General features: G+C 71.7%; 21 protein-coding genes and 1 tRNA gene. 13 read left to right on the top strand and 9 right to left on the bottom strand.

The window, feature by feature from the left end:
- Positions 1-142 precede the first annotated feature (142 nt).
- Positions 143-216, top strand: a tRNA-Thr gene (locus OIB37_RS17445).
- A 59-nt stretch (positions 217-275) separates the two neighbouring features.
- On the opposite strand, the gene OIB37_RS17440 is transcribed toward OIB37_RS17445, so the two are convergent.
- Complete coding sequence (locus OIB37_RS17440) at positions 276-1,934, bottom strand: FAD-dependent oxidoreductase (RefSeq protein ID WP_330458534.1); 1,659 nt, start codon at positions 1,932-1,934, stop codon at positions 276-278.
- A 198-nt stretch (positions 1,935-2,132) separates the two neighbouring features.
- On the opposite strand from OIB37_RS17440, the gene OIB37_RS17435 reads away from it, so the two are divergent.
- The 7 genes from OIB37_RS17435 to OIB37_RS17405 all read left to right on the top strand — a co-directional run bounded on the left by OIB37_RS17435 (position 2,133) and on the right by OIB37_RS17405 (position 7,375).
- Positions 2,133-3,215: a SchA/CurD-like domain-containing protein gene (locus tag OIB37_RS17435; protein WP_330458533.1), complete on the top strand. Its 1,083-nt coding sequence runs from the start codon at positions 2,133-2,135 to the stop codon at positions 3,213-3,215.
- Between the two features lie 73 nt (positions 3,216-3,288).
- Complete coding sequence (locus tag OIB37_RS17430) at positions 3,289-3,762, top strand: cupin domain-containing protein (RefSeq protein WP_330458532.1); 474 nt, start codon at positions 3,289-3,291, stop codon at positions 3,760-3,762.
- Positions 3,759-5,018 carry a beta-ketoacyl-[acyl-carrier-protein] synthase family protein gene (locus OIB37_RS17425; protein WP_330458531.1) on the top strand — a complete coding sequence of 420 codons (1,260 nt, stop codon included), beginning with the start codon at positions 3,759-3,761 and terminating at the stop codon, positions 5,016-5,018. The genes OIB37_RS17430 and OIB37_RS17425 overlap by 4 nt, the downstream gene beginning before the upstream one ends.
- A 7-nt stretch (positions 5,019-5,025) precedes the next feature.
- Positions 5,026-6,264 (top strand): ketosynthase chain-length factor, encoded by a 1,239-nt coding sequence (locus OIB37_RS17420; RefSeq protein ID WP_330458530.1) that lies wholly within the window; start codon positions 5,026-5,028, stop codon positions 6,262-6,264.
- A 23-nt stretch (positions 6,265-6,287) separates the two neighbouring features.
- A complete protein-coding gene (locus tag OIB37_RS17415; RefSeq protein ID WP_330458529.1) occupies positions 6,288-6,539 on the top strand; it encodes an acyl carrier protein in 252 nt (83 codons plus the stop codon).
- A 1-nt stretch (position 6,540) separates the two neighbouring features.
- On the top strand, positions 6,541-7,020 hold the full coding sequence (locus OIB37_RS17410; RefSeq protein ID WP_330458528.1) for an SRPBCC family protein: 480 nt from the start codon (positions 6,541-6,543) through the stop codon (positions 7,018-7,020).
- Between the two features lie 31 nt (positions 7,021-7,051).
- A complete protein-coding gene (locus tag OIB37_RS17405; protein WP_330458527.1) occupies positions 7,052-7,375 on the top strand; it encodes a TcmI family type II polyketide cyclase in 324 nt (107 codons plus the stop codon).
- An 84-nt stretch (positions 7,376-7,459) separates the two neighbouring features.
- On the opposite strand, the gene OIB37_RS17400 is transcribed toward OIB37_RS17405, so the two are convergent.
- Complete coding sequence (locus OIB37_RS17400) at positions 7,460-8,488, bottom strand: methyltransferase (protein WP_330458526.1); 1,029 nt, start codon at positions 8,486-8,488, stop codon at positions 7,460-7,462.
- A gap of 59 nt (positions 8,489-8,547) precedes the next feature.
- Complete coding sequence (locus OIB37_RS17395; RefSeq protein WP_330458525.1) at positions 8,548-9,630, bottom strand: right-handed parallel beta-helix repeat-containing protein; 1,083 nt, start codon at positions 9,628-9,630, stop codon at positions 8,548-8,550.
- Positions 9,631-9,944: 314 nt separating this feature from the next.
- Here OIB37_RS17395 and OIB37_RS17390 point away from each other — a divergent pair, with 314 nt between their 5' ends.
- Positions 9,945-10,610: a rhomboid-like protein gene (locus OIB37_RS17390; protein WP_330458524.1), complete on the top strand. Its 666-nt coding sequence runs from the start codon at positions 9,945-9,947 to the stop codon at positions 10,608-10,610.
- A gap of 10 nt (positions 10,611-10,620) precedes the next feature.
- Positions 10,621-12,027: an NAD(P)/FAD-dependent oxidoreductase gene (locus OIB37_RS17385; protein WP_330458523.1), complete on the top strand. Its 1,407-nt coding sequence runs from the start codon at positions 10,621-10,623 to the stop codon at positions 12,025-12,027.
- A gap of 93 nt (positions 12,028-12,120) precedes the next feature.
- Here OIB37_RS17385 and OIB37_RS17380 read toward each other — a convergent pair whose 3' ends face one another.
- Complete coding sequence (locus OIB37_RS17380) at positions 12,121-13,635, bottom strand: MFS transporter (RefSeq protein WP_330458522.1); 1,515 nt, start codon at positions 13,633-13,635, stop codon at positions 12,121-12,123.
- Positions 13,636-13,905: 270 nt separating this feature from the next.
- On the opposite strand from OIB37_RS17380, the gene OIB37_RS17375 reads away from it, so the two are divergent.
- Positions 13,906-14,682: a pentapeptide repeat-containing protein gene (locus OIB37_RS17375; protein ID WP_330458521.1), complete on the top strand. Its 777-nt coding sequence runs from the start codon at positions 13,906-13,908 to the stop codon at positions 14,680-14,682.
- A gap of 84 nt (positions 14,683-14,766) precedes the next feature.
- Here OIB37_RS17375 and OIB37_RS17370 read toward each other — a convergent pair whose 3' ends face one another.
- Entirely contained in the window at positions 14,767-15,267 is a 501-nt protein-coding gene (locus OIB37_RS17370; RefSeq protein ID WP_330458520.1) for a hypothetical protein, read from the bottom strand.
- A 55-nt stretch (positions 15,268-15,322) separates the two neighbouring features.
- On the opposite strand from OIB37_RS17370, the gene OIB37_RS17365 reads away from it, so the two are divergent.
- Positions 15,323-16,714 carry a M1 family metallopeptidase gene (locus tag OIB37_RS17365; protein ID WP_330458519.1) on the top strand — a complete coding sequence of 464 codons (1,392 nt, stop codon included), beginning with the start codon at positions 15,323-15,325 and terminating at the stop codon, positions 16,712-16,714.
- Positions 16,715-16,773: 59 nt separating this feature from the next.
- Here OIB37_RS17365 and OIB37_RS17360 read toward each other — a convergent pair whose 3' ends face one another.
- Entirely contained in the window at positions 16,774-17,322 is a 549-nt protein-coding gene (locus OIB37_RS17360) for a GNAT family N-acetyltransferase (RefSeq protein ID WP_330458518.1), read from the bottom strand.
- Positions 17,323-17,476: 154 nt separating this feature from the next.
- The gene (locus OIB37_RS17355) at positions 17,477-18,052 is read right to left on the bottom strand and encodes a TerD family protein (protein ID WP_330458517.1); all 576 of its coding nucleotides are present in this window, start codon (positions 18,050-18,052) and stop codon (positions 17,477-17,479) included.
- A gap of 163 nt (positions 18,053-18,215) precedes the next feature.
- Here OIB37_RS17355 and arfB point away from each other — a divergent pair, with 163 nt between their 5' ends.
- Positions 18,216-18,653 carry an alternative ribosome rescue aminoacyl-tRNA hydrolase ArfB gene (gene arfB / locus OIB37_RS17350; RefSeq protein ID WP_330458516.1) on the top strand — a complete coding sequence of 146 codons (438 nt, stop codon included), beginning with the start codon at positions 18,216-18,218 and terminating at the stop codon, positions 18,651-18,653.
- A gap of 20 nt (positions 18,654-18,673) precedes the next feature.
- Here the strand turns inward: arfB and OIB37_RS17345 are convergent, their stop codons facing one another.
- Positions 18,674-19,132: a GNAT family N-acetyltransferase gene (locus tag OIB37_RS17345; RefSeq protein WP_330458515.1), complete on the bottom strand. Its 459-nt coding sequence runs from the start codon at positions 19,130-19,132 to the stop codon at positions 18,674-18,676.
- Between the two features lie 104 nt (positions 19,133-19,236).
- Positions 19,237-19,728: a flavin reductase family protein gene (locus OIB37_RS17340; protein ID WP_443058278.1), complete on the bottom strand. Its 492-nt coding sequence runs from the start codon at positions 19,726-19,728 to the stop codon at positions 19,237-19,239.
- Positions 19,729-19,922: the final 194 nt, after the last annotated feature.

The raw sequence follows: 19,922 nt of genomic DNA, 5'->3' as shown, positions 1-19,922 counted from the left end.
GGTGGACTGGGTCAGGACGGTACCTGGGGGCCACTCGGTCTGTCAGTACCTGGGAGGCCGCGATCTGCGGTGGAATTCCCGACGGGTCCACACCGGCACGTGGGTACACTTCACAGGCACGAGCGCTGCGGCGCCCGTGGGTGCCTCCTTAGCTCAGTTGGCCAGAGCAACGCACTTGTAATGCGTAGGTCGTCGGTTCGAATCCGACAGGGGGCTCCGAACACCGAAGGCCACCCGCACTTCCCAGTGCGGGTGGCCTTCGTCGTCTTCGCAGGTCAGCCGGTGCTGAGCAGCTCCTTCAGGACCTGTCGGAGGGTGCCTTCCGGGTCCGGCACCGCTTCCGTCGCGCGCCAGGCCACGAAGCCGTCCGGGCGGATCAGGACCGCGCCGTCGGCGGTCGTGCCGTGCAGTTCGGCCCAGTCCGGGGCTGGGGAGTTTTCCGTGCCCTCCGTGTCGTACGTCAGGTCGGCGTCGGCGCTCGGGCCGATGCGGTAGGCGTCCAGGGGGATGCCGTCCGTGGCGGCGACGCGGCGGGCCGCCTCGTGCCAGCCGGCGTCGTCGGGGGAGTCGGTGAGCAGGACGAGGGAGCGTTCGTACAGGTCGAGGGTGGACAGGCGCTTGCCGGCGCGGCGGAGCCAGAGGTGGGGGGCCCGGGTGCCGGGGGCGCCGCCGCGGGTGAGGGTGTCGGGGACGACCGGGTGGTCGGGGTCGGTGCCGAGGGCGGCGCCGTGGGGGTAGTGGTAGCCGAGGACGACGTTGAGGATGCCGCCGCGCTTGGCGCCCCCCACACCGGGGGCCGGGGCGAAGCCGGGGTGGCTGTGTTCGACGGAGCGAGCGGAGGCGCGGGCGCTGGTGGCGAGGGCGACGGGGCGGCGTTCGGTGTCGTAGGTGGACAGGAGGCCGGGGCCGGCCCAGCCGTCCAGGACGGCGGCGATTTTCCAGGCGAGGTTGTGGGCGTCCTGGATACCGGTGTTGGAGCCGAAGGCGCCGGTGGGGGACATCTCGTGGGCGGAGTCGCCGGCGAGGAAGACGCGTCCGGTGCCGTAGTGGTCGGCGACCCGTTCGGCGGCGCGCCAGGAGGCCATGCCGGTGATTCTGACGTCGAGGTCGTCGACGCCGACGGCGGCGCGGATGTGCCGCTGGAGACGTTCCTCGGTGAACTCCTCGAGGGATTCGCCGCGCTCGGGGTGCCAGGGGGCGTGGAAGACCCAGTGCTCCTTGTTGTCGACGGGCAGGAGGGCGCCGTCGGCGTCGGGGTGGGTGAGGTAGCAGCAGATGAAGCGGCGGTCGCCGACGACGTCGGCGAGGGCGGCGGAGCGGAAGGTGACGCTGACGTTGGCGAAGAGTTCGCCGGGTCCGCTCCGGGTGATGCCGAGGGCGCTTCGGACGGGGCTGCGGGGGCCGTCGGCGGCGACGAGGTAGTCGGCGCGGACGGTGAGGGTCTCCTCGGTCCTGCGGTCGCGGACGATTGCCGTCACTCCGTCGGCGTCCTGCTCGAAGGACTCCATCTGGTGGAAGTAGCGCAGGTCGCCGCCGAGTTCGCGGGCGTGGTCGACGAGGACGGGTTCGAGGTCGTTCTGGCTGCACAGGCACCAGTTGGTGGGGCTGAGTCCGGCGAGGCCGCCGCCCGGGTCGATGTGCTTGAAGAGCCATTCCCCGGCGTCACCCACAAGGGTGGGCGTCTGGAGGATGCCGTGGTTGTCGGCGAGGAGCGACGCGGCTGCCTTGATGTCGGGTTCGAGGTCGGCGACGCGGAAGAGCTCCATGGTCCGGACGTTGTTGCCGCGTCCGCGGGGGTGGTGCGAGGTCCCGGAGTGCCGTTCGACGAGCATGTGCCGCACGCCGAGACGGCCCAGGAACACGGACGTGGACAGGCCCACCAGTGAGCCGCCCACGATGAGGACGGGAACTCGGTGGTCGGCTTTCTGATGCATCGAAGCCTCCAGTGGCAGGGGTGCGTGTATGGAGCGCCTGTGACTTCTCATGCCCGGTGGTGCCTGCTCCGCGTGCCCAATCACCCACGTGGTTCATACGAGTCGCGGGCGTCTGGGGTCCGGCACAGGATCAAGGCACGCTGCCGTCGCTTTCCCCGCGGCGGGCGTCGGATCTGCCCCCCGAAGGAGATGTGCAGGATGACCACCACGTCTGAACGACTTTCAGAAACGCTGACCCGTGAGGTGTCGAAGCGTGTCTCGCAGTCCGTGTTCGACGGCTCGCCGCTGCGGGTCGTTCTTCTGGTCGATGTCTACGACGGCGCGCAGCAGCAGTTCCTGGAGGCGTACGAGCAGCTGTGCGCGCAGGTCGCGTCGGTGCCGGGGCACGTGAGCGACCAGCTGTGCCAGTCGATCGAGAACCCGTCCCAGTGGCTCATCACGAGTGAGTGGGAGAGTGCTCCGCCGTTCCTCACGTGGGTGAACAGTGAGGAGCACGTGCGGATGGTGGAGCCGCTGCACAGCTGCGTGCGTGACACCCGTTCGCTGCGCTTCCACATCGTCCGCGAGACGGGTGGCGCGTCGGCCGCCGAGAAGTCCGGCAACCGCCGGCTGCAGACGCACCCGCGGATCGGTGACGGTGTGATCCGGCACGCGCTGACGTTCACGGTGAAGCCGGGCAGCGAGGAGAAGGTCGCGAAGCTCCTCGCGGACTACGACTCGCCCGAGGCCCAGGTGGACGAGACGACGCGGCTGTGCCGTACGTCGCTGTTCATGCAGGGCAACCGGGTGGTGCGGGCCATCGAGGTGCGTGGTGACCTGCTGGCCGCGCTGCGGCACGTGGCGCAGCAGCCCGAGGTGCGGGCGGTGGAGGAGGCGATCAACCCGTATCTGGAGCAGGACCGGGATCTGGACGACCAGGAGTCGGCCCGGATGTTCTTCACCCGGGCGGCGCTGCCGGCGGTGCATCACGTGAGCGCGTCGGAGCGGCCGGAGGAGACGCGGCTGGCGCTGTTCTACCCGGCGCGCCAGGACCAGGGGATGCGGCTGGCGGAGCTGCTGGCGAGCTGCGACCAGGCGGCGTCGGAGGACCCGTCGAGCGAGGTGCTGCGCAGCACGGTGTTCCAGCGGGACGACGTGGTGGTGCGGCTGGTCGACGTGCGCGGCAAGGACGTCGAGGCGCTGCCGCGGGACGCGCGTGCTGCGGCCGAGGCGAAGAAGCTGCTCGCGGGTGCGGCCGCCCGGATGGATCTCGTCACCGACCGCCGTTCGCCGGAGGCCTGAGCCGGTGGGTCCGTCCCTTCCCGCAAGCGCCGGCGCGGCAGAGCCGGCGGTGGCACAACCAACGGAGGAAGTTGTGGTCAAGCCCCGTCCGAAGATCGTGAACCTCAGCGAGACCGAGCCGAACACGCGGCGTGGCGGCGATCTGCGCGCCATGCTGACGCCGGCGACGGTGGGTGCCACCAGCGGTTTCATGGGTGTGGCCCTCATCCAGCCCGGTGACCGTATCGGTGAGCACTACCACCCCTACTCCGAGGAGTTCGTGTACGTCGTCTCCGGCCGGCTGGAGGTCGACCTGGACGGTGAGCCTCAGGAGCTGCGGCCGGAGCAGGGTCTGATGATCCCGGCGCACATGCGGCACCGGTTCCGCAATGTCGGTGACGAGGAGGCGCGGATCGTCTTCCACCTCGGTCCGCTGGCTCCGCGTCCGCAGCTGGGTCACGTGGACACCGAGGAGACGGAGGTCATCGGGGCGGCGGCCGTGATGACCGAGCCGGGGCAGGCGGGTGCGTGCTGCGCGTCGGCCGCCGGGGACCAGGTGCCGTCATGAGCCGGCGGGTGGCGGTCACCGGCATAGGCATCGTCGCCCCGGGCGGCATCGGCGTCCCGGCGTTCTGGGACCTGCTTTCGGGCGGTCGTACGGCGACGCGGGGCATCACCTTCTTCGACCCGTCCGGTCTGCGGTCGAGGATCGCGGCCGAGTGTGATTTCGATCCGGCGGCGTACGGGCTCAACGCGGAGCAGGTGGAACGGGCGGACCGGTACATCCAGTTCGCCCTGGTCGCCGGCGACGAGGCGGTGCTGGACTCGGGGCTGGATCTGGCCGAGGAGAATCCGTGGCGGATCGCGGTGTCGGTGGGCACCGCGGTCGGCGGCACCACCCGGCTGGAGCACGACTACGTGCTGGTCAGCCATGGTGGTGAGCGCTGGGACGTGGATCACGGGCAGGCGCAGCCGCAGCTGCACCGGGCGTTCTCGCCCAGCACGGTGGCGTCGTCGGTGGCGGAGCGGTTCGGTGCGCGCGGTCCGGTGCAGACGGTGTCGACGGGCTGCACGTCGGGTCTGGACGCGGTGGGGTACGCCTTCCACACGGTGCAGGAGGGCCGGGCGGACATATGCCTGGCGGGTGCCTCCGACTCGCCGATCTCGCCGATCACGATGGCGTGCTTCGACGCGATCAAGGCGACGTCCCCGAACAACGACGATCCGGCGCACGCCTCGCGGCCCTTCGACAACAACCGTGACGGGTTCGTCATGGGTGAGGGCGGCGCAGTGCTGGTGCTGGAGGAGCTGGAGCACGCGCGGGCCCGTGGTGCTCATGTGTACTGCGAGCTGAGCGGTTACGCCACGTTCGGCAACGCGTACCACATGACGGGTCTGACCAGTGAGGGCCTGGAGATGGCGCGGGCGATCGAGACGGCGCTGGACCAGGCCCGGCTGGACCCGACGGCGATCGACTACGTGAACGCGCACGGCTCGGGCACCCGGCAGAACGACCGCCATGAGACGGCGGCGGTGAAGCGGGCGCTGGGGAGCCACGCGTACGACACCCCGATGAGCTCCATCAAGTCGATGGTGGGGCATTCGCTGGGGGCGATCGGGGCGATCGAGGTGGTGGCGTGCGTGCTGGCGATGGCCAAGCAGGCGATACCGCCGACCGCGAACTACGAGGTTCCCGATCCCGAGTGCGACCTGGACTACGTGCCGCGGACGGCACGTGAGCGGAAGCTGTCCGGCGTGTTGTCGGTGGGCAGCGGGTTCGGGGGTTTCCAGTCCGCGGTGATCCTGACCCGGCCGAGGGAGTGAGGACTCGATGAGTGCACCGCATGAACGGCGCGCGGCCGTCACCGGTATCGGTGTGATCGCGCCCAACGGCACCAGTACGGACAGCTTCTGGAAGGCCACGCAGGAGGGGCTGAGCGTGCTCGACCGGGTCTCCCGGGAGGGTTGCGAGCATCTTCCGCTGAAGGTGGCCGGTGAGGTCCGCGCGTTCGACCCGGCGGCGGTCGAGGAGCGGTTCCTGGTGCAGACCGACCGGTTCACGCACTTCGCGATGGCCGCGGCGGATCTGGCGCTGGAGAACGCCCGGCTGGGGCAGGCCGACACGGATCAGGACCCGTTCTCCATCGGGGTGGTCACGGCCGCCGGTTCCGGTGGTGGCGAGTTCGGCCAGCGGGAGCTCCAGCGGTTGTGGGGCAAGGGCAGCCGGTTCGTCGGGCCGTACCAGTCGATCGCCTGGTTCTACGCCGCGAGCACCGGTCAGATCTCGATCCGCCGTGGGCTCAAGGGCCCGTGTTCGGTGGTCGCCTCGGACGAGGCGGGCGGTCTGGACGCGGTGGCGCACGCGGCGCGTGCGGTGCGGCGGGGTACGAACGCGATCGTGGCGGGTTCCACCGAGGCGCCACTGGCGCCGTACTCGATGGTCTGCCAGCTCGGTTACGAGGAGCTGAGCCAGGAGCCCGATCCGTCCCGCGCGTACCGCCCGTTCACCGACGCGGCCTGCGGGTTCGTGCCGGCCGAGGGCGGCGCGATGCTCGTGGTGGAGGCGGAGCGGGTGGCGCGGGAGCGCGGGGCCGAGGTCCGGGCGGTCGTCGCCGGGCACGCGGCGACCTTCACGGGGGCGTCCCGCTGGGCGGAGTCCCGGGAGGGCCTGGCCCAGGCCATCCGGGGAGCGCTCGACGAGGCCGGGTGTGCTCCGGAGGAGGTCGACGTGGTCTTCGCCGACGCCCTCGGGGTGCCGGAGGCGGACCGGGCGGAGGTGCTGGCGCTGGTGGACGCGCTGGGCGCGCACGGTTCCCGGGTGCCGGTGACGGCGCCGAAGACGGGGACCGGGCGGGGCTACTGCGCGGCGCCCGTACTGGACTGCGCCGCGGCGGTGCTCGCGATGGAGCACGGCCTGATCCCGCCGACGCCGAACGTGTTCGACGTCTGCCACGACTTCGACCTCGTGACCGGGCGTGCCCGGGTCGCCGAGCTGCGCACGGCGCTGGTCCTCAGCCGGGGCCTGATGGGGTCGAACTCGGCGCTGGTGCTGCGGCACGGCGCTCTGTAGGCGAAAAGGAAAGGAGAAAGCGCATGACCCAGATCACCGTGGAAGAGCTGGCCGGTCTGATGAAGAAGGCCGCCGGCATCACCGTTTCCCCCGAGGTGCTGGAGATGCCCGAGAGCGCGTTCGACGCGCTGGGTGTCGACTCGCTCGGGCTGCTCGGCATCGTGGGCGAGCTGGAGAACCGGCACGGTACGCCGATGCCGCCGGACGCCGAGCGCTGCAGGACGCCCCGGCAGTTCCTCGACCTCGTCAACAGCACTCTGATGGCAGGAGCCTGAGATGGCAGGACACACCCAGAACGAGATCACGATCGCCGCTCCGCTGGAGCTGGTCTGGGACATGACCAACGACCTGGAGAACTGGCCGCAGCTCTTCAGTGAGTACGCGTCGGTGGAGGTCCTGAAGCGGGAGGGCCGTAAGACGACGTTCCGTCTCACCATGCACCCGGACGACAACGGCACCGTCTGGAGCTGGGTGTCGGAGCGTGAGCCCGACCCCGTCGCCCGCACCGTCCGGGCCCGTCGGGTGGAGACGGGTCCGTTCGCCCACATGGACATCCACTGGGCGTACGAGGAGGTGCCCGCCGGGACGCGGATGGTGTGGACGCAGGACTTCGCGATGAAGCCGGAGGCTCCGGTCGACGACGACTGGATGACCGACAACATCAACAAGAACTCCAAGGTCCAGCTGGACCTCATCCGCAAGAAGATCGAGAAGGCCGCCGCCGGTCACCGGCCCGCGCCGGCGCCGGCCGGCTGACGCCGGCCTGCGGCAGGAGAGGACGAAGTCCATGCATCAGGCACTGATCGTGGCCCGGATGGCACCGGGTTCGGCCCAGGACATCGCGAAGATCTTCGCGGAGTCGGACCGGGGCGAGCTGCCGCACCTGATCGGGGTGCGCCGCCGCAGTCTCTTCCAGTTCGGCGATGTGTACATGCACCTCGTCGAGGCGGACGGCGAGCCGGGCCCGGCCATCGCCAAGGTGAACGACCACCCCGAGTTCCGGGGGATCAGCGACCGTCTGTCGGCGTACGTCAGCGCGTACGACCCTGAGACGTGGAGGTCCCCCAAGGACGCGATGGCACAGCGCTTCTACCTGTGGGAGCGCGACTGAGCCGTACGGCACCCCCGGACGGCCACCGGCCGCCGGGCCCGCAGCGTCGCGGGCCCGGCGGCCGGTGCTCTGTGCGGGTGGAGGTCACCCGGGGACGTGGCAGTCGAAGGCGTGCAGGTAGGGGTTGACGGGGCTGATGTCGTCCACGACGAGGCCCGCCGCGCTCAGCCGGCCGCGCATGCTGTCGGTGGTGTGCTTGGCGCCGCCGACGTTGAGCAGGAGCAGCAGGTCCATGGCGGTGCTGAAGCGCATGGAGGGGGTGTCGTCGACGAGGTTCTCGATGACGATGACCCGGGTGCCGGGGCCGCCGGCCTCGGCGACGCCCCCGAGGGTGCGGGCGGTGGACTCGTCGTCCCATTCGAGGATGTTCTTGATGACGTAGACGTCGGCCTTGACCGGGATCGCGGCGCGGACGTCGCCGGGCACGATCCGGGCGCGGTCGGCTAGGTCGCCGCCGGGGCGGAGCCGGGGCAGGGCGTTCTCCACGACGCGGGGCAGGTCGAGGAGGCTGCCGTGCATCGCCGGGTACTTGTCCAGCAGGCAGGCCACGACGTGTCCCTGGCCGCCGCCGACGTCGGCGACCGACTTGGCGCCGGTGAGGTCGAGGAGGGCCGCTACCTCGCGTGCCGACTGCTCGCTGGAGCGGGTCATGGCGCGGTTGAAGACGTCCGCGGACTCGGGGGCGTCCTCGTTGAGGTAGGTGAAGAACTCCTTGCCGTAGAGGTCCTCCACGACGTTCTTCCCGGTGCGGACGGCCTCGTCGAGCCGGGGCCAGGCGTCCCAGGTCCACGGCTCGGTGCACCACAGGGCGATGGCGCGCAGGCTGCCCGGATCGTCCTCGCGCAGCAGCCGGGACATCTCGGTGTGCGCGAAGGTGCCGTCGGGGCGCTCGGTGAAGACGCCGTAGCAGGACAGGGCCCGCAGCAGCCGGCGCAGCGGCTTGGGCTCGGTCTTCACGGCGGCCGCGAGGTCCTCGACGGCCATGGGGGTGTTCTCCAGCGCGTCGGCGACGCCGAGCCGGGCGGCGGCCCGGACGGCGGCGGCGCAGGCCGCCCCGAACACCAGCTCGCGGAGCCGCATCGGGGGCGGTGGGGCTGTCTCAGCGGTCGTCATCTGCCGCCCTTTCTCGTTCTTCGGCCTTCGTCGGTCCTTCAGGGGCAGCGGTCGGGCGGTCAGCACAGGCCCGCGGGCTTGGACGCCCGGCAGGAGTTGCGCTGGAAGGTGTTGCCCTTGCCCGGGTCCGTGTTCACGAGGTCCGCCGGCGCGTTGTCCGCCAGCGTGTTGTCCTCGATGCTGTTCTTGTCGCTGGTGGCACCGACGAAGCTCTTGAAGAGGACGATGCCGCCCGACAGCGGGGAGTCGCCGGCGTTGCCGTTGACCAGGTTGCCGCTCACGCGGGTCTTCTCGGCGCCGGTGAGGACGATGCCGGAGCCCTGGATCGCGGGCAGCCGGTCCGTCTTGGCGCAGAACTTGTTGTTCCGTACGACACGGTTGCCGGTCACGCTCAGGGCGCCGGCCTTCGGGTTGTTCTCGTCGCCGACGACGAAGACACCGGCGCAGTTGCCGCTGATGCCGTTCTGCTCGACGGTGATGTTGCGCAGCCGCCGGACGGTGACGCCGATGCGGTTGTCGTCCAGCCGGTTGTGGGAGACCAGCGTGTTCCCGGCGTCGTAGGCGCCGGCCTCCTCCGTGATGGTGTTGGCGAGGAACACGCCGGCGTCGCCGTTGCCGTGGGCGTGGTTGTCCCTGATGACGCCGCGCACGGACCGCTCCTGGGCGATGCCCCACACGCCGTTGCCGACGGCGGACACGTGACGCACGGTCATGGTGTCCGTGGCCATGCCGAACACGCCGGCGCGGGTGAAGCCGGTCGTGGTCAGGTCGGCGACGGTGACGTCCTTGACGTCCTTGGTCCTGGTGCCGATGACACAGATGCCGTTGCCGCTCCCGGCGCAGCTCATGGCGGCCTTGGCGCCGGCCTTGGTGGCCTTGGCCGCGGCGGGCATGATGACCGTCCGGACGCCGACGCCGCGCAGGGTCACCTGGGGAGTGCCGATCGTGACGCTCTCGTGGTAGGTGCCGGCGAGGACGAGGACGGTGTCCCCGGCGTGTGCGGCGTTCACCGCCTTCTGGATGGACTGGCCGGGGTGGACCACCAGCAGCTGGTGGTGGGCGGCCGCCGCGGGTGTCGTGCCGAGCCCCGCGCCGGCGAGGGCGGCGACGCACGCGAGATATGCGAGGTGACATCTCTTCATATCGCTTACGGTATGACCGATTGATCCGGGGTTGCCCGGATAGGCCGTCCGGCGGCGTGTCAGGTCCCGCGGTCGGCGCCTCGAAGCGGCGGCGGGTCTGCGATGTCACCCGGTCGGCGCATCCCGGGCCGGGGCGGGCGCGGCGGTCGGCCGGACGGGCGGGGCGGCGGTGACACCGCCGAAGACGCGGGAACTCCGCAGCGCGGCGGGGCAGGACAGTGGTGAAGGCGCGTCCCGCGACCCCGCTGAATTTCTCCTGAGAAGCAACAGGCTCGCCAGGCAGCCCGATCACCTTGCCGACCATACTGACGAATGTGGACCGGGTCAGCGGGTTTCGGCGTGGGCTCCGGGCGGCCGCGGGCTACGTCCGCAGCGCGCCGGGCACCTACGTCTGGCTGACGGTCCTGTTCTTCACCACCGTCGCCCTGCACCACATGTCGCCGGACTTCGAGCAGGACTTCCTGCGGCAGCGGTCCACCAACATCCACGAGCTGTCGCGGAACCCGGTACGGGTGCTGATCACCAGCGCGATGTGGATCGACGGCGGGCACTGGCTGCCGTACGCCGTGCTGTACGGCGTCTTCCACGCCCAGGCCGAGCGCTGGCTCGGCACCGCGCGCTGGCTCGCGGTGTGCGCGTCCGCACACGTGTTCGCCACGCTGATCAGCGAACTGGCCCTGCTGAAGGCCGTCCGTGACGGCCACGCCCCGCACTCGGCGGTCAACACCCTGGACATCGGCGTGAGTTACGCGATGGCGGGCGTGATGGGGGTGCTCACCTACCGGATCGCGAGGCCCTGGCGGTACCCGTACCTGGCCGTCCTGGCCGCCGTGTACGCGATACCGCTCGCCACCGGCCGCACCTTCACCGACTTCGGCCACGCGGTGTCCGTATTGACCGGACTGGCGTGCTTCCCGCTGGTCAGGGGCTGCGGAAAAGCATGGAATCCGAAGGAGACACTGGCCGCTCTCAGGGGTTAACGTCCCGCGCATGAGCAGCTCGGCGAGCGGTGCCGTCAACGGCGGCATCTCCTTCTGGTACGCCCACGACGGCCTCCCCGCGGTGCGGGAGCCGCTGACCGGGGACGCGTCGGCCGACGTGGTGATCGTCGGCGGCGGCTACACGGGACTGTGGACCGCCTACTACCTGAAGAAGGCCGCCCCCTTCCTGCGGATCACCGTCCTGGAGCAGAAGTTCTGCGGCTACGGCGCCTCCGGCCGCAACGGCGGCTGGCTGTACAACGGCGTCGCCGGCCGCGACCGGTACGCGAAGCTGCACGGCCACGAGGCGGCCGTACGGCTCCAGAAGGCGATGAACGACACCGTCGCCGAGGTGATCGCGGTCGCCGGGGCGGAGGGCATCGACGCGGACCTGCACCCGGGCGGCGTCCTCGAAGTGGCGACCACACCCGCCCAGCTGGCCCGGCTCAGGGCCTTCCACGCGCACGAGCTGTCGTACGGCGAGAAGGACCGCGAGCTGTACGGCGCCCGGGAGACCGCCGAACGGATCAGGGTCGCGGACGCCGTCGGCTCGACCTGGACCCCGCACGGGGCGCGGCTGCACCCGGGGAAGCTGGTGAAGGGCCTCGCGGCGGCCGTGGAGGCGCTCGGGGTCACCGTGCACGAGTCGACACCGGTGACGGAGATACGCCCCCGGCACGCCGTCACGCCCTACGGCACGGTCCGCGCGTCCTACGTCCTGCGCTGCACCGAGGGCTTCACCGCGTCCCTGAAGGGCCAGAAGCGCACCTGGCTGCCCATGAACTCCTCCATGATCGCCACCGAGCCGCTGACCGACGGGCAGTGGGCGGCGATCGGCTGGGACGGCCGGGAGACCCTCGGCGACATGGCGCACGCCTACATGTACGCCCAGCGCACCGCCGACGGCCGGATCGCGCTGGGCGGACGCGGGGTGCCGTACCGCTTCGGCTCGCGCACCGACAACGACGGCCGCACGCAGGAGGAGACGATCGCGGCGCTCAGGGAGATCCTGGTCCGCTTCTTCCCCTCCCTGGCCGGTGTCCGGATCGCGCACGCCTGGTCCGGCGTCCTCGGCGTGCCCCGCGACTGGTGCGCCACGGTCACCCTCGACCGGGCCACCGGACTCGGCTGGGCGGGCGGCTACGTCGGCTCGGGCGTGGCCACCGCCAACCTGGCCGCCCGCACCCTGCGCGACCTCGTCCAGCAGGACTCGGGCCAGGCCGGCCGCACCGGCCTGACCGACCTGCCCTGGGTGAACCACAAGGTCCGCAAGTGGGAACCGGAACCCTTCCGCTGGCTCGGCGTGCAGGGCATGTACGCCACCTACCGCGCGGCCGACCAGCGCGAACGCCGCAACCCCGCCACGCGGTCCTCACGGCTGGCGCGCGTGGCGGACCGGGTGGCGGGGCGGCACTGAGGCACCGGTCCACCGCCCCTGTCCCTCCCGGCACCCCCGCGGCGCACCCGCCCGGCGCGGGGCCGGCTCAGTTGACCGACTCCGGCAGCGGGCTCAGCCGACCGACTCCGGCACCGGTGTCCTGGCCGGTGTGCTGCGCCCCGGCGCCTTGGCCGTGATCATCAGCCCCGCGGCCAGGGCCGCCGCGAGCATGACGCCGGCCGCCCACCAGATGGCCACCGTGTAGCCGTGCACCACGCCCACGGGGAGGACGGCGGCCCTGTCGGAGGGCCGGTGCAGATGCGCGGCGATGTAGGCCGCGCTGCTGGTGGTGGCGATGGTGTTGAGCAGGGCCGTGCCGATGGAGCCGCCGACCTGCTGGGCGGTGTTGACGGTCGCCGAGGTGACCCCGGCGTCCCGAGGAGCCACGCCCGCGGTGGCGGTGGCGAAGATCGGCATGAAGGTCAGACCCATGCCGAGCCCCAGGAGCAGCAGGGAGGGCAGGATCTCCGTGGTGTAGGAGGAGCCGACCCGCATCCGGGTGAGCAGCAGCAGCCCGGCGACGGCCAGGAGCATGCCGGGCACCATGAGCAGCCGGGGCGCCACACGGCTGAGCAGGCGGGCGGATATCTGCGTGGAGCCGGTGATGATCGCGGCGGTCAGCGGCAGGAAGGCCAGGCCCGCCCTGACCGGCGAGTAGCCGAGGATGACCTGGAGGTAGTAGGTCATGAAGAGGAACAGCCCGAACATGCCGATCACCGCGAGCATCATCGTCAGGAAGCAGCCCGCGCGGTCGCGGTCCCTGACGATGTGCAGCGGCAGCAGCGGACTCGGCGCCCGGTTCTGCCACCACACGAACGTGGCGAGCAGCAGCACGCCGGCCGCGAGGAGGGCGAGGACCAGGGGGTCGGTCCAGCCGCGCGGCTCGGCCTCGCTGAAGCCGTAGACGATGGTCACCAGCCCGCCGCAGCCGAGCAGCGCGCCGGGCACGTCGAGGCGGGCGCCGCGGGCGCCGGGGCGGTCGCGCAACAGGGCGAAGGCGCCGAGGACCGCGACGATCGCGATGGGCACGTTGACGTACAGGCACCAGCGCCAGTTCAGGTACTCGGTGAGCAGCCCGCCGACGATGAACCCGATCGCCGAGCCGCTGCCGGCCAGGGCGCCGTAGACGCCGAAGGCCTTGCCGCGTTCCCGGGGGTCGGTGAAGGCCGTCGTCAGCAGGGACAGCGCGGAGGGCGCGAGGACGGCGGCGAAGGCGCCCTGCAGGGCGCGTGCGCCGAAGAGCATGGCGGAGCTGGTGGCTCCGCCGCCCAGGGCGGAGGCGAGCGCGAAGCCGATCAGTCCGACGACGAAGGTGCGTTTGCGTCCGACCAGGTCGGCGATCCGGCCGCCCAGCAGCAGGAGGCCGCCGAAGGCGAGGGTGTAGGCGGTGATCACCCACTGCCGGTTGCCGTCCGACATGTGCAGCGCGTGCTGTGCCGAGGGGAGCGCGATGTTCACTATCGTCGCGTCCAGGACCACCATCAGCTGGGCGAGCGCGATGACGACCAGGGCCCACCAGCGCCGGGGATCGGCGGGCTCGGTTCCCGCGTACGGCTGTGGAGGATCACTCGTTCGGCCGTCGTCCATCTGGCCAGAAGACCATGGATCGGGATGTGCCGCATCCGGGTGAAGAGGGTTTCCGGGCTTGTCCTTCATGGCTCCGGCACCACCTTTCCGATCGTGCCGCGCCCCGGCGGCGAGTGTCCGAGCGACGACCGTGCTGTCGCAGGGACCGACGTCCGGGCGGGCCGGAATGTGACATCCGGGCGGAGGGGCGGTGGGGGCGGCGGGGCGGCGGCGGGGGCGCGGTTTTCGCGGGCCGGACGGTTTGTCGGTGGCGGGGTGCAGCATGGGGCCATGGCGAGGCGAGCGACGGGCACGAGCGGTACGAGTGGGGCGGGCATGGGCGGTACGAGTGGTGCGAGTGGTGCGAGTGGTGGGGTGCGCGCGGGGGTGGCGGTGCGCGGAGGCGCGCGGCGGGCGGGCGTGAAGGGCGCGCGGCGGCCGGAGGTGCGGCTGCCGGCCCTGGAGCCCTGGGCGTACGGGGAGCTGGCGCCGGACGGCGACTACGACGGGCTGGAGTTCCGGGAGGCGGACCTGGCCGGTCAGGACGGTGCGGGGGCCCGCTTCATGGACTGCGCGCTGACGGGCTGCGCGCTGGACGAGACGGCACTGGGCCGGGCCCGGTTCCTGGACTCGGTCCTGACCGCCCCGCGCGGCGTGGGCACGTATCTGGCCGAGTCCACGTTCCGCGACGTCGAGGTGGTCGACGCCCGCCTGGGCGGCACCCAGCTCCACGGCGCCGTCCTGGAACGCGTCGTCGTACGCGGCGGCAAACTCGACTTCCTCAACTTCCGCGAGGCGCGTCTGAAGGACGTCGTCTTCGAATCCTGTGTCCTGGTCGAACCCGACTTCGCAGGCGCCCGCCTGGAACGGGTCGAGTTCGTGGACTGCGCCCTGAAGGAGGCCGACTTCGGCGGGGCCGCCCTGAAGGACGTCGACCTGCGCGGGGCCGCTCCCCTGGAGATCACGCGCGGACTGGACCGGCTGGCCGGGGCGGTGATCAGCACGGGGCAGCTGCTGGATCTGGCACCGGTGCTGGCGGCGGAGCTGGGGATCAGGGTGGAGGGGTGAGGGGCGGGGTGCCCGCGTGAGGGGTGGGGTACCCGCGTGAGGGGGTGCGGTGACCGCCCGCCCCTCGTCTCACGTCACCTCACCTCACGGCACGCGGGGGAAGCGGGCCTGCAGATCCCAGATCACCGGGTTCTCCGCCAGCTCCTCGTGCAGATCGGTCAGGTCGGCGATCAGGTCGTGGAGGAAGTCGCGCGCCTCGCGCCGGAGCGCGGCGTGGGAGAAGCTCAGCGGGGCCTCCTCGGCGGGGAGCCAGTCGGAGGCGATGTCCACCCAGCCGAAGCGGCGCTCGAAGAGCATCCGGTCGGTGGACTCGGTGAAGTCCAGCTCCGCCCGCTGCGGCCGCGCGGCGCGGGAGCCCATGGGGTCCTTGTCCAGCTGCTCCACGATGTCGCACAGCGCCCAGGCGAAGTCCAGCACCGGCACCCATCCCCAGGCTGTGGACAGTTCCCGGTCCTTCTCGGTGTCGGCGAGATAGACGTCCCCGCAGAACAGGTCGTGCCGCAGCGCGCGGGCGTCCGCACGGCGGTAGTCCGTCTGCGGCGGGTCCGGGAAGCGGTTGGCGAGGGCGTAGCCGATGTCGAGCACGGACAGATGGTGTCACGCCGGGGGACGTCCGCCCCATCGCCCCTAAGATCGCTGTATGGCCACATCCGCGCGCCTTCTCCCGGCCGTCGCGGCGCTGTGCGCGCTCGCCCTCACCGGCACCGCGTGCGACGGCGGCGTCCGTGGCACCCCGGGCGGCTCCGGCCTGCGCGACCCGTACTTCCCGAAGGCGGGCAACGGCGGCTACGACGTCACCCACTACGCCCTCACCCTGGACTACACCCCGGCCACCCGGCACCTCACCGCCACGGCGGTCGTCACCGCCCGCGCCGCCCACGACCTGACCGCCTTCGACCTCGACCTCGCCGGTCTGCGCGTCGAGAAGGTCACCGTCGGGGGCAAGGGCGCCCGCTGGAACCGCACCGGCCAGGAACTCACCGTCCGCCCGCACGACGACCTCCGCGACGGCGAGACGTTCCGCACCACCGTCCGCTACTCCGGGACCCCGCAGACCGTCACCGACCCCGACGGCTCCAAGGAGGGCTGGCTGTTCACCGCCGACGGCGCGCTCGGCCTCGGCGAGCCGGTCGGCTCCATGGCCTGGTTCCCCGGCAACCACCACCCCTCGGACAAGGCGACGTACGACATCACGGTCACCGTCCCGCAGGGCCTTCGGGCCGTCTCCAACGGCGAGCCGACCGGGCAGCGCACCTCGGGCGGCCGTACCGCCTACTCCTGGCACATGGCCCAGCCCATGGCGAGCTACCTCGCCACCGTCGCCATCGGCCACTTCGACATCGCCCGCACCACCGGCCCGCACGGCCTGCCCGTCCTCACCGCCGTCGACCCCACGCAGGCCGCGGCGAGCAGGCCGGCCCTGGCGAAGATCCCCGGTGTCCTCGCGTGGGAGGAGAGCCGGTTCGGGCCGTATCCCTTCTCCTCCGCCGGGGCGATCGTCGAGCGGCCCGGCGACGTCGGCTACGCCCTGGAGACCCAGTCCCGCCCCGTTTTCCCCGGCGCCCCCGACACCTCGACCCTCGTGCACGAACTCGCCCACCAGTGGTACGGCGACTCGGTCACTCCCGCCGACTGGCAGGGCATGTGGCTCAACGAGGGCTTCGCCACCTACGCGGAGTGGCTGTACACCGAGGATCACGGCGGCCGCAGCGCCCAGCAGTCCTTCACCGATCTCTACCGCGGTCACGACGACGCCCTCTGGGACTTCCCGCCCGCGAAGCCGGCCGGTGCCGCGGTCATCTCCGACAGCCCCGTCTACGGGCGCGGTGCGATGGTCCTGCAGAAGATCCGCCAGAAGGTCGGTGACGACACCTTCTTCGCCATCCTCCGGGGCTGGGCCGCCACCTACCGCTACGGCACCGCGAGCACCGCCGACTTCACCGCGTACGTCGAGAAGAAGGCCCCGGGCGAGGACTTCTCGGAGATCTGGAAGGACTGGCTGTACGGAGAGGGCAAGCCGGCCCGTCCCTGAGCGGGCCCGTCCCTGCCCGGCCCGCTTCCCACGGGAAGAGGCGCACATGCCTCTTGTCCCTAGGGGGCCACGGCGTCGGTACGGTCCGCCCCTTCCGTGGCGCGCAGCGCCTTGCGCAGGACGGCGCAGGGGCGGCCGAGGGCGCGGTCGGGGCGGTGGGCGACGACCCGGTAGCCGAGGGCGGTCCAGAAGGCCAGCCCCTTGGTGTTGCCGTCGAGGACGGCGAGCCGCACGGCGTCGCGGCCGTCGGCCCGGAAGCGCTCCTCGACCAGGGTGGCGATCCGGCGGCCGTAGCCCTTCTTCCGCTCGGCCGCGTCGACCATCAGCAGCCCGATCCACGGGTCGGGGTCATCCGGGTCGGGGTGGTGGGCCAGTGTGATCGCGATCGCGACCAGACGCCCCTCGGCGCGGGCGAGCAGCACCTGCGCGTCCGGGTGCGCCAGTTCGCCGGCCAGCGCGGCCGCCACCTGCTCGGGGCGGATGTCCCCGGGGTCGGGGAAGTCGCCGCTGAGGGTGTGGAACTCGTGCTGGGAGGCGTACAGGGCGGTCAGTTCGGCGAGCAGCGGGGCCGGGATGTCACCGCCGGGGGACAGGGGTCGAAGGATCACGTGGGCACGGTAACGCGGGCCGCGCGCGGGGCCCGAGGGTTTTACGGCGCCCTGCGCCCGCGCCCGCGACCTGGTCCGCGCCCCGGTCCGCGTCCCGGCACCGGCGGGGCTCCGGCCGCGCCGGCGGCCGGGGCCCCTGCGGGGTGCGCGGGTGTCAGACGTTGACGCCGAAGTCCTGGGCGATGCCCACCAGGCCCGAGGCGTAGCCCTGGCCGACCGCGCGGAACTTCCACTCGGCGCCGTTGCGGTACAGCTCGCCGAAGATCATGGCCGTCTCGGTGGCCGCGTCCTCGGAGAGGTCGTAGCGGGCGATCTCGGCGCCGCCGGCCTGGTTGATGATGCGGATGTAGGCGTTGCGGATCTGGCCGAAGTTCTGGCCGCGGTTCTCGGCGTCGTAGATGGAGACCGGGAAGACGACCTTGTCGACGTCGGCCGGGAGCGTGGCCAGGTTGACGTTGATGGCCTCGTCGTCGCCGGCGCCCTCGCCGGTGCGGTTGTCACCGGTGTGGACGATGGTGTTGTCCGGCGTCTGCTTGTTGTTGAAGAAGACGAAGTGGGCGTCGGAGTAGACCTTGCCCTGGGTGTTCACCGCGATCGCGGAGGCGTCCAGGTCGAAGTCCGTGCCGGTGGTGGTGCGGACGTCCCAGCCGAGGCCCACGGTCACGGCGGTCAGGCCCGGAGCCTCCTTGGTGAGCGAGACGTTGCCGCCCTTGGACAGGCTTACAGCCATGATTGGGAGTCCCTTCCCTTTTGGGTGTCTGTGCCGACGAAGCTACCGTCACGGGGAAGAACGTCGAGAGGGGTCCCGGAGGTTCCGGGCCCCTTTACCTTTTTTACCCGGCGGTGGGCTCGCCGGGTAAACGGGGTGACGCGGGGCAGGTCGGACCGGGAACATGGGACACATGTCCGGCCCCTATTTCATCCGTGGTTCGGTCTCGCTGCCCGAGGCCGAGCTGTCATGGCGTTTCTCCAGGTCCTCCGGGCCCGGCGGGCAGCATGTGAACACCAGCGACTCCCAGGTGGAGCTGCGCTTCGACCTGGCCCGCACCGAGGCGCTGCCGCCGGTGTGGAAGGAGCGGGCGCTGCAGCGGCTGGAAGGCCGCCTGGTGGACGGGGCCGTGGTCGTACGCTCCTCCGAGCACCGCTCCCAGTGGCGCAACCGCGAGGCCGCCGCCGTACGCCTGGCCGCCCTCCTCGCCGAGGCCACCGCACCCCCGCCCAAGGCCCGCCGTCCCACCCGCATCCCACGCGGCATCAACGAGCGCCGGCTGCGCGAGAAGAAGCAGCGCTCGGACACGAAGCGGGGACGCTCCGCGCGGGACTGGGGCTAGCCGGCTCTTTCCCGGCGGCCTCACAGCGTGAGTACGCCGACCGTCTGGCCGCCGCTCGTCTCGCCGGTCACCCGAAAGCCCAGACGGAGGTAGAACTCCTCGGGGCCGTCCGGGCCCGGGTGCCAGGTGACGTACAGCTCCTCGGTGCCCCGGCGGCGTAGTTCCTCCGCTACCGAGCGGACGGCGAAGCTGCCGTAGCCCTTGCCCTGCTCGGCCGCGTCGATGTTCAGCCGCCACAGGCCGGAGCGGGTCAGGGTGCCGTCGCCGCGCCAGTCGATGTCGAGGAACGCCATCAGGAAGCCGACCGGGCGGTCGCCGTCCACGATCAGGCGGGGCCAGGCGACGCCTGCCGGGTGGACGTAGGCCTCGGCGAGGGAGTGCGCGACCGGTTCGACCGCGTGCTCCTGGCTGGGGCGGACGCGGACGGCGAGTGCGGCTTCGAAGTTGAGAGGCGTGAGTTCGGCCAGGCGGGGTGTCATCCGCGCACCTTAGGGCGGGAGCTCCGGCCGGGCCACGGAATTCCGCCCGCCCCCGGCCCGGGTCTCGGCCCCGCTCCCCGGGCTCGTGTCCCGCCTCCGGTTCCTCACCCCAACTGCCGGTACCGCCCCCGGAAGTACAGCAGGGGGCCGCCCTCCGCGCTCGGGACATGGGCGGTCAGGACGCGGCCGATGACGAGGGTGTGGTCGCCGGCCGGCACGCGCTGTTCGGTGCGGCACTCCAGGGTGGCCAGCGCGCCGCCGATCAGGGGGGCGCCGCTGACCTCGCCGCGGACGCTGGCGATGTCCTCGAACAGCAGGCGGTCGCTGATGCGGCCCTTCATCGCGAAGCGGCCCGCGATGTGCCGCTGGTTCTCGGTGAGGACCGAGACCGCCCACAGCGGCTGCTCGTCGAGCAGGTCGTCCATCCGGGAGCCCTCGCGCAGGCTCACCATCACCAGCGGCGGGTCCAGGGAGACCGACAGGAAGGCGGTGGCCGTCATGCCGACGTCCTCCCCGTCCGGTGCGTTCGGGTCGTCGGGGTCCAGCGGCGGTTCCTGCGCGGTCACCAGGACGACGCCCGCGGCCAGCCGGGACATGGCGGCCCGGAACTCGTCGTTGCTCACCCCCTCAGCATGCCCGGAAGCAAGGGTGGTGGCGGGGGAGGGAGAGTTCAGCACGCCGGAAACGCTAATCTCCGCAGCGCACGCACCGCATCGGGCCTCCGCCCGAACCGGGTCCTAGGACCTGCGGACCAGTGGTGTGGACGATTCGCGCATCATGTGCACACGGT

Origin of the sequence: Streptomyces sp. NBC_00820 (assembly GCF_036347055.1) — a bacterium.
Lineage (GTDB): Bacteria > Actinomycetota > Actinomycetes > Streptomycetales > Streptomycetaceae > Streptomyces.
The sequence above is the reverse complement of the archived record's forward strand: the minus strand, read 5'-3'. Positions and strand labels throughout refer to the sequence as shown.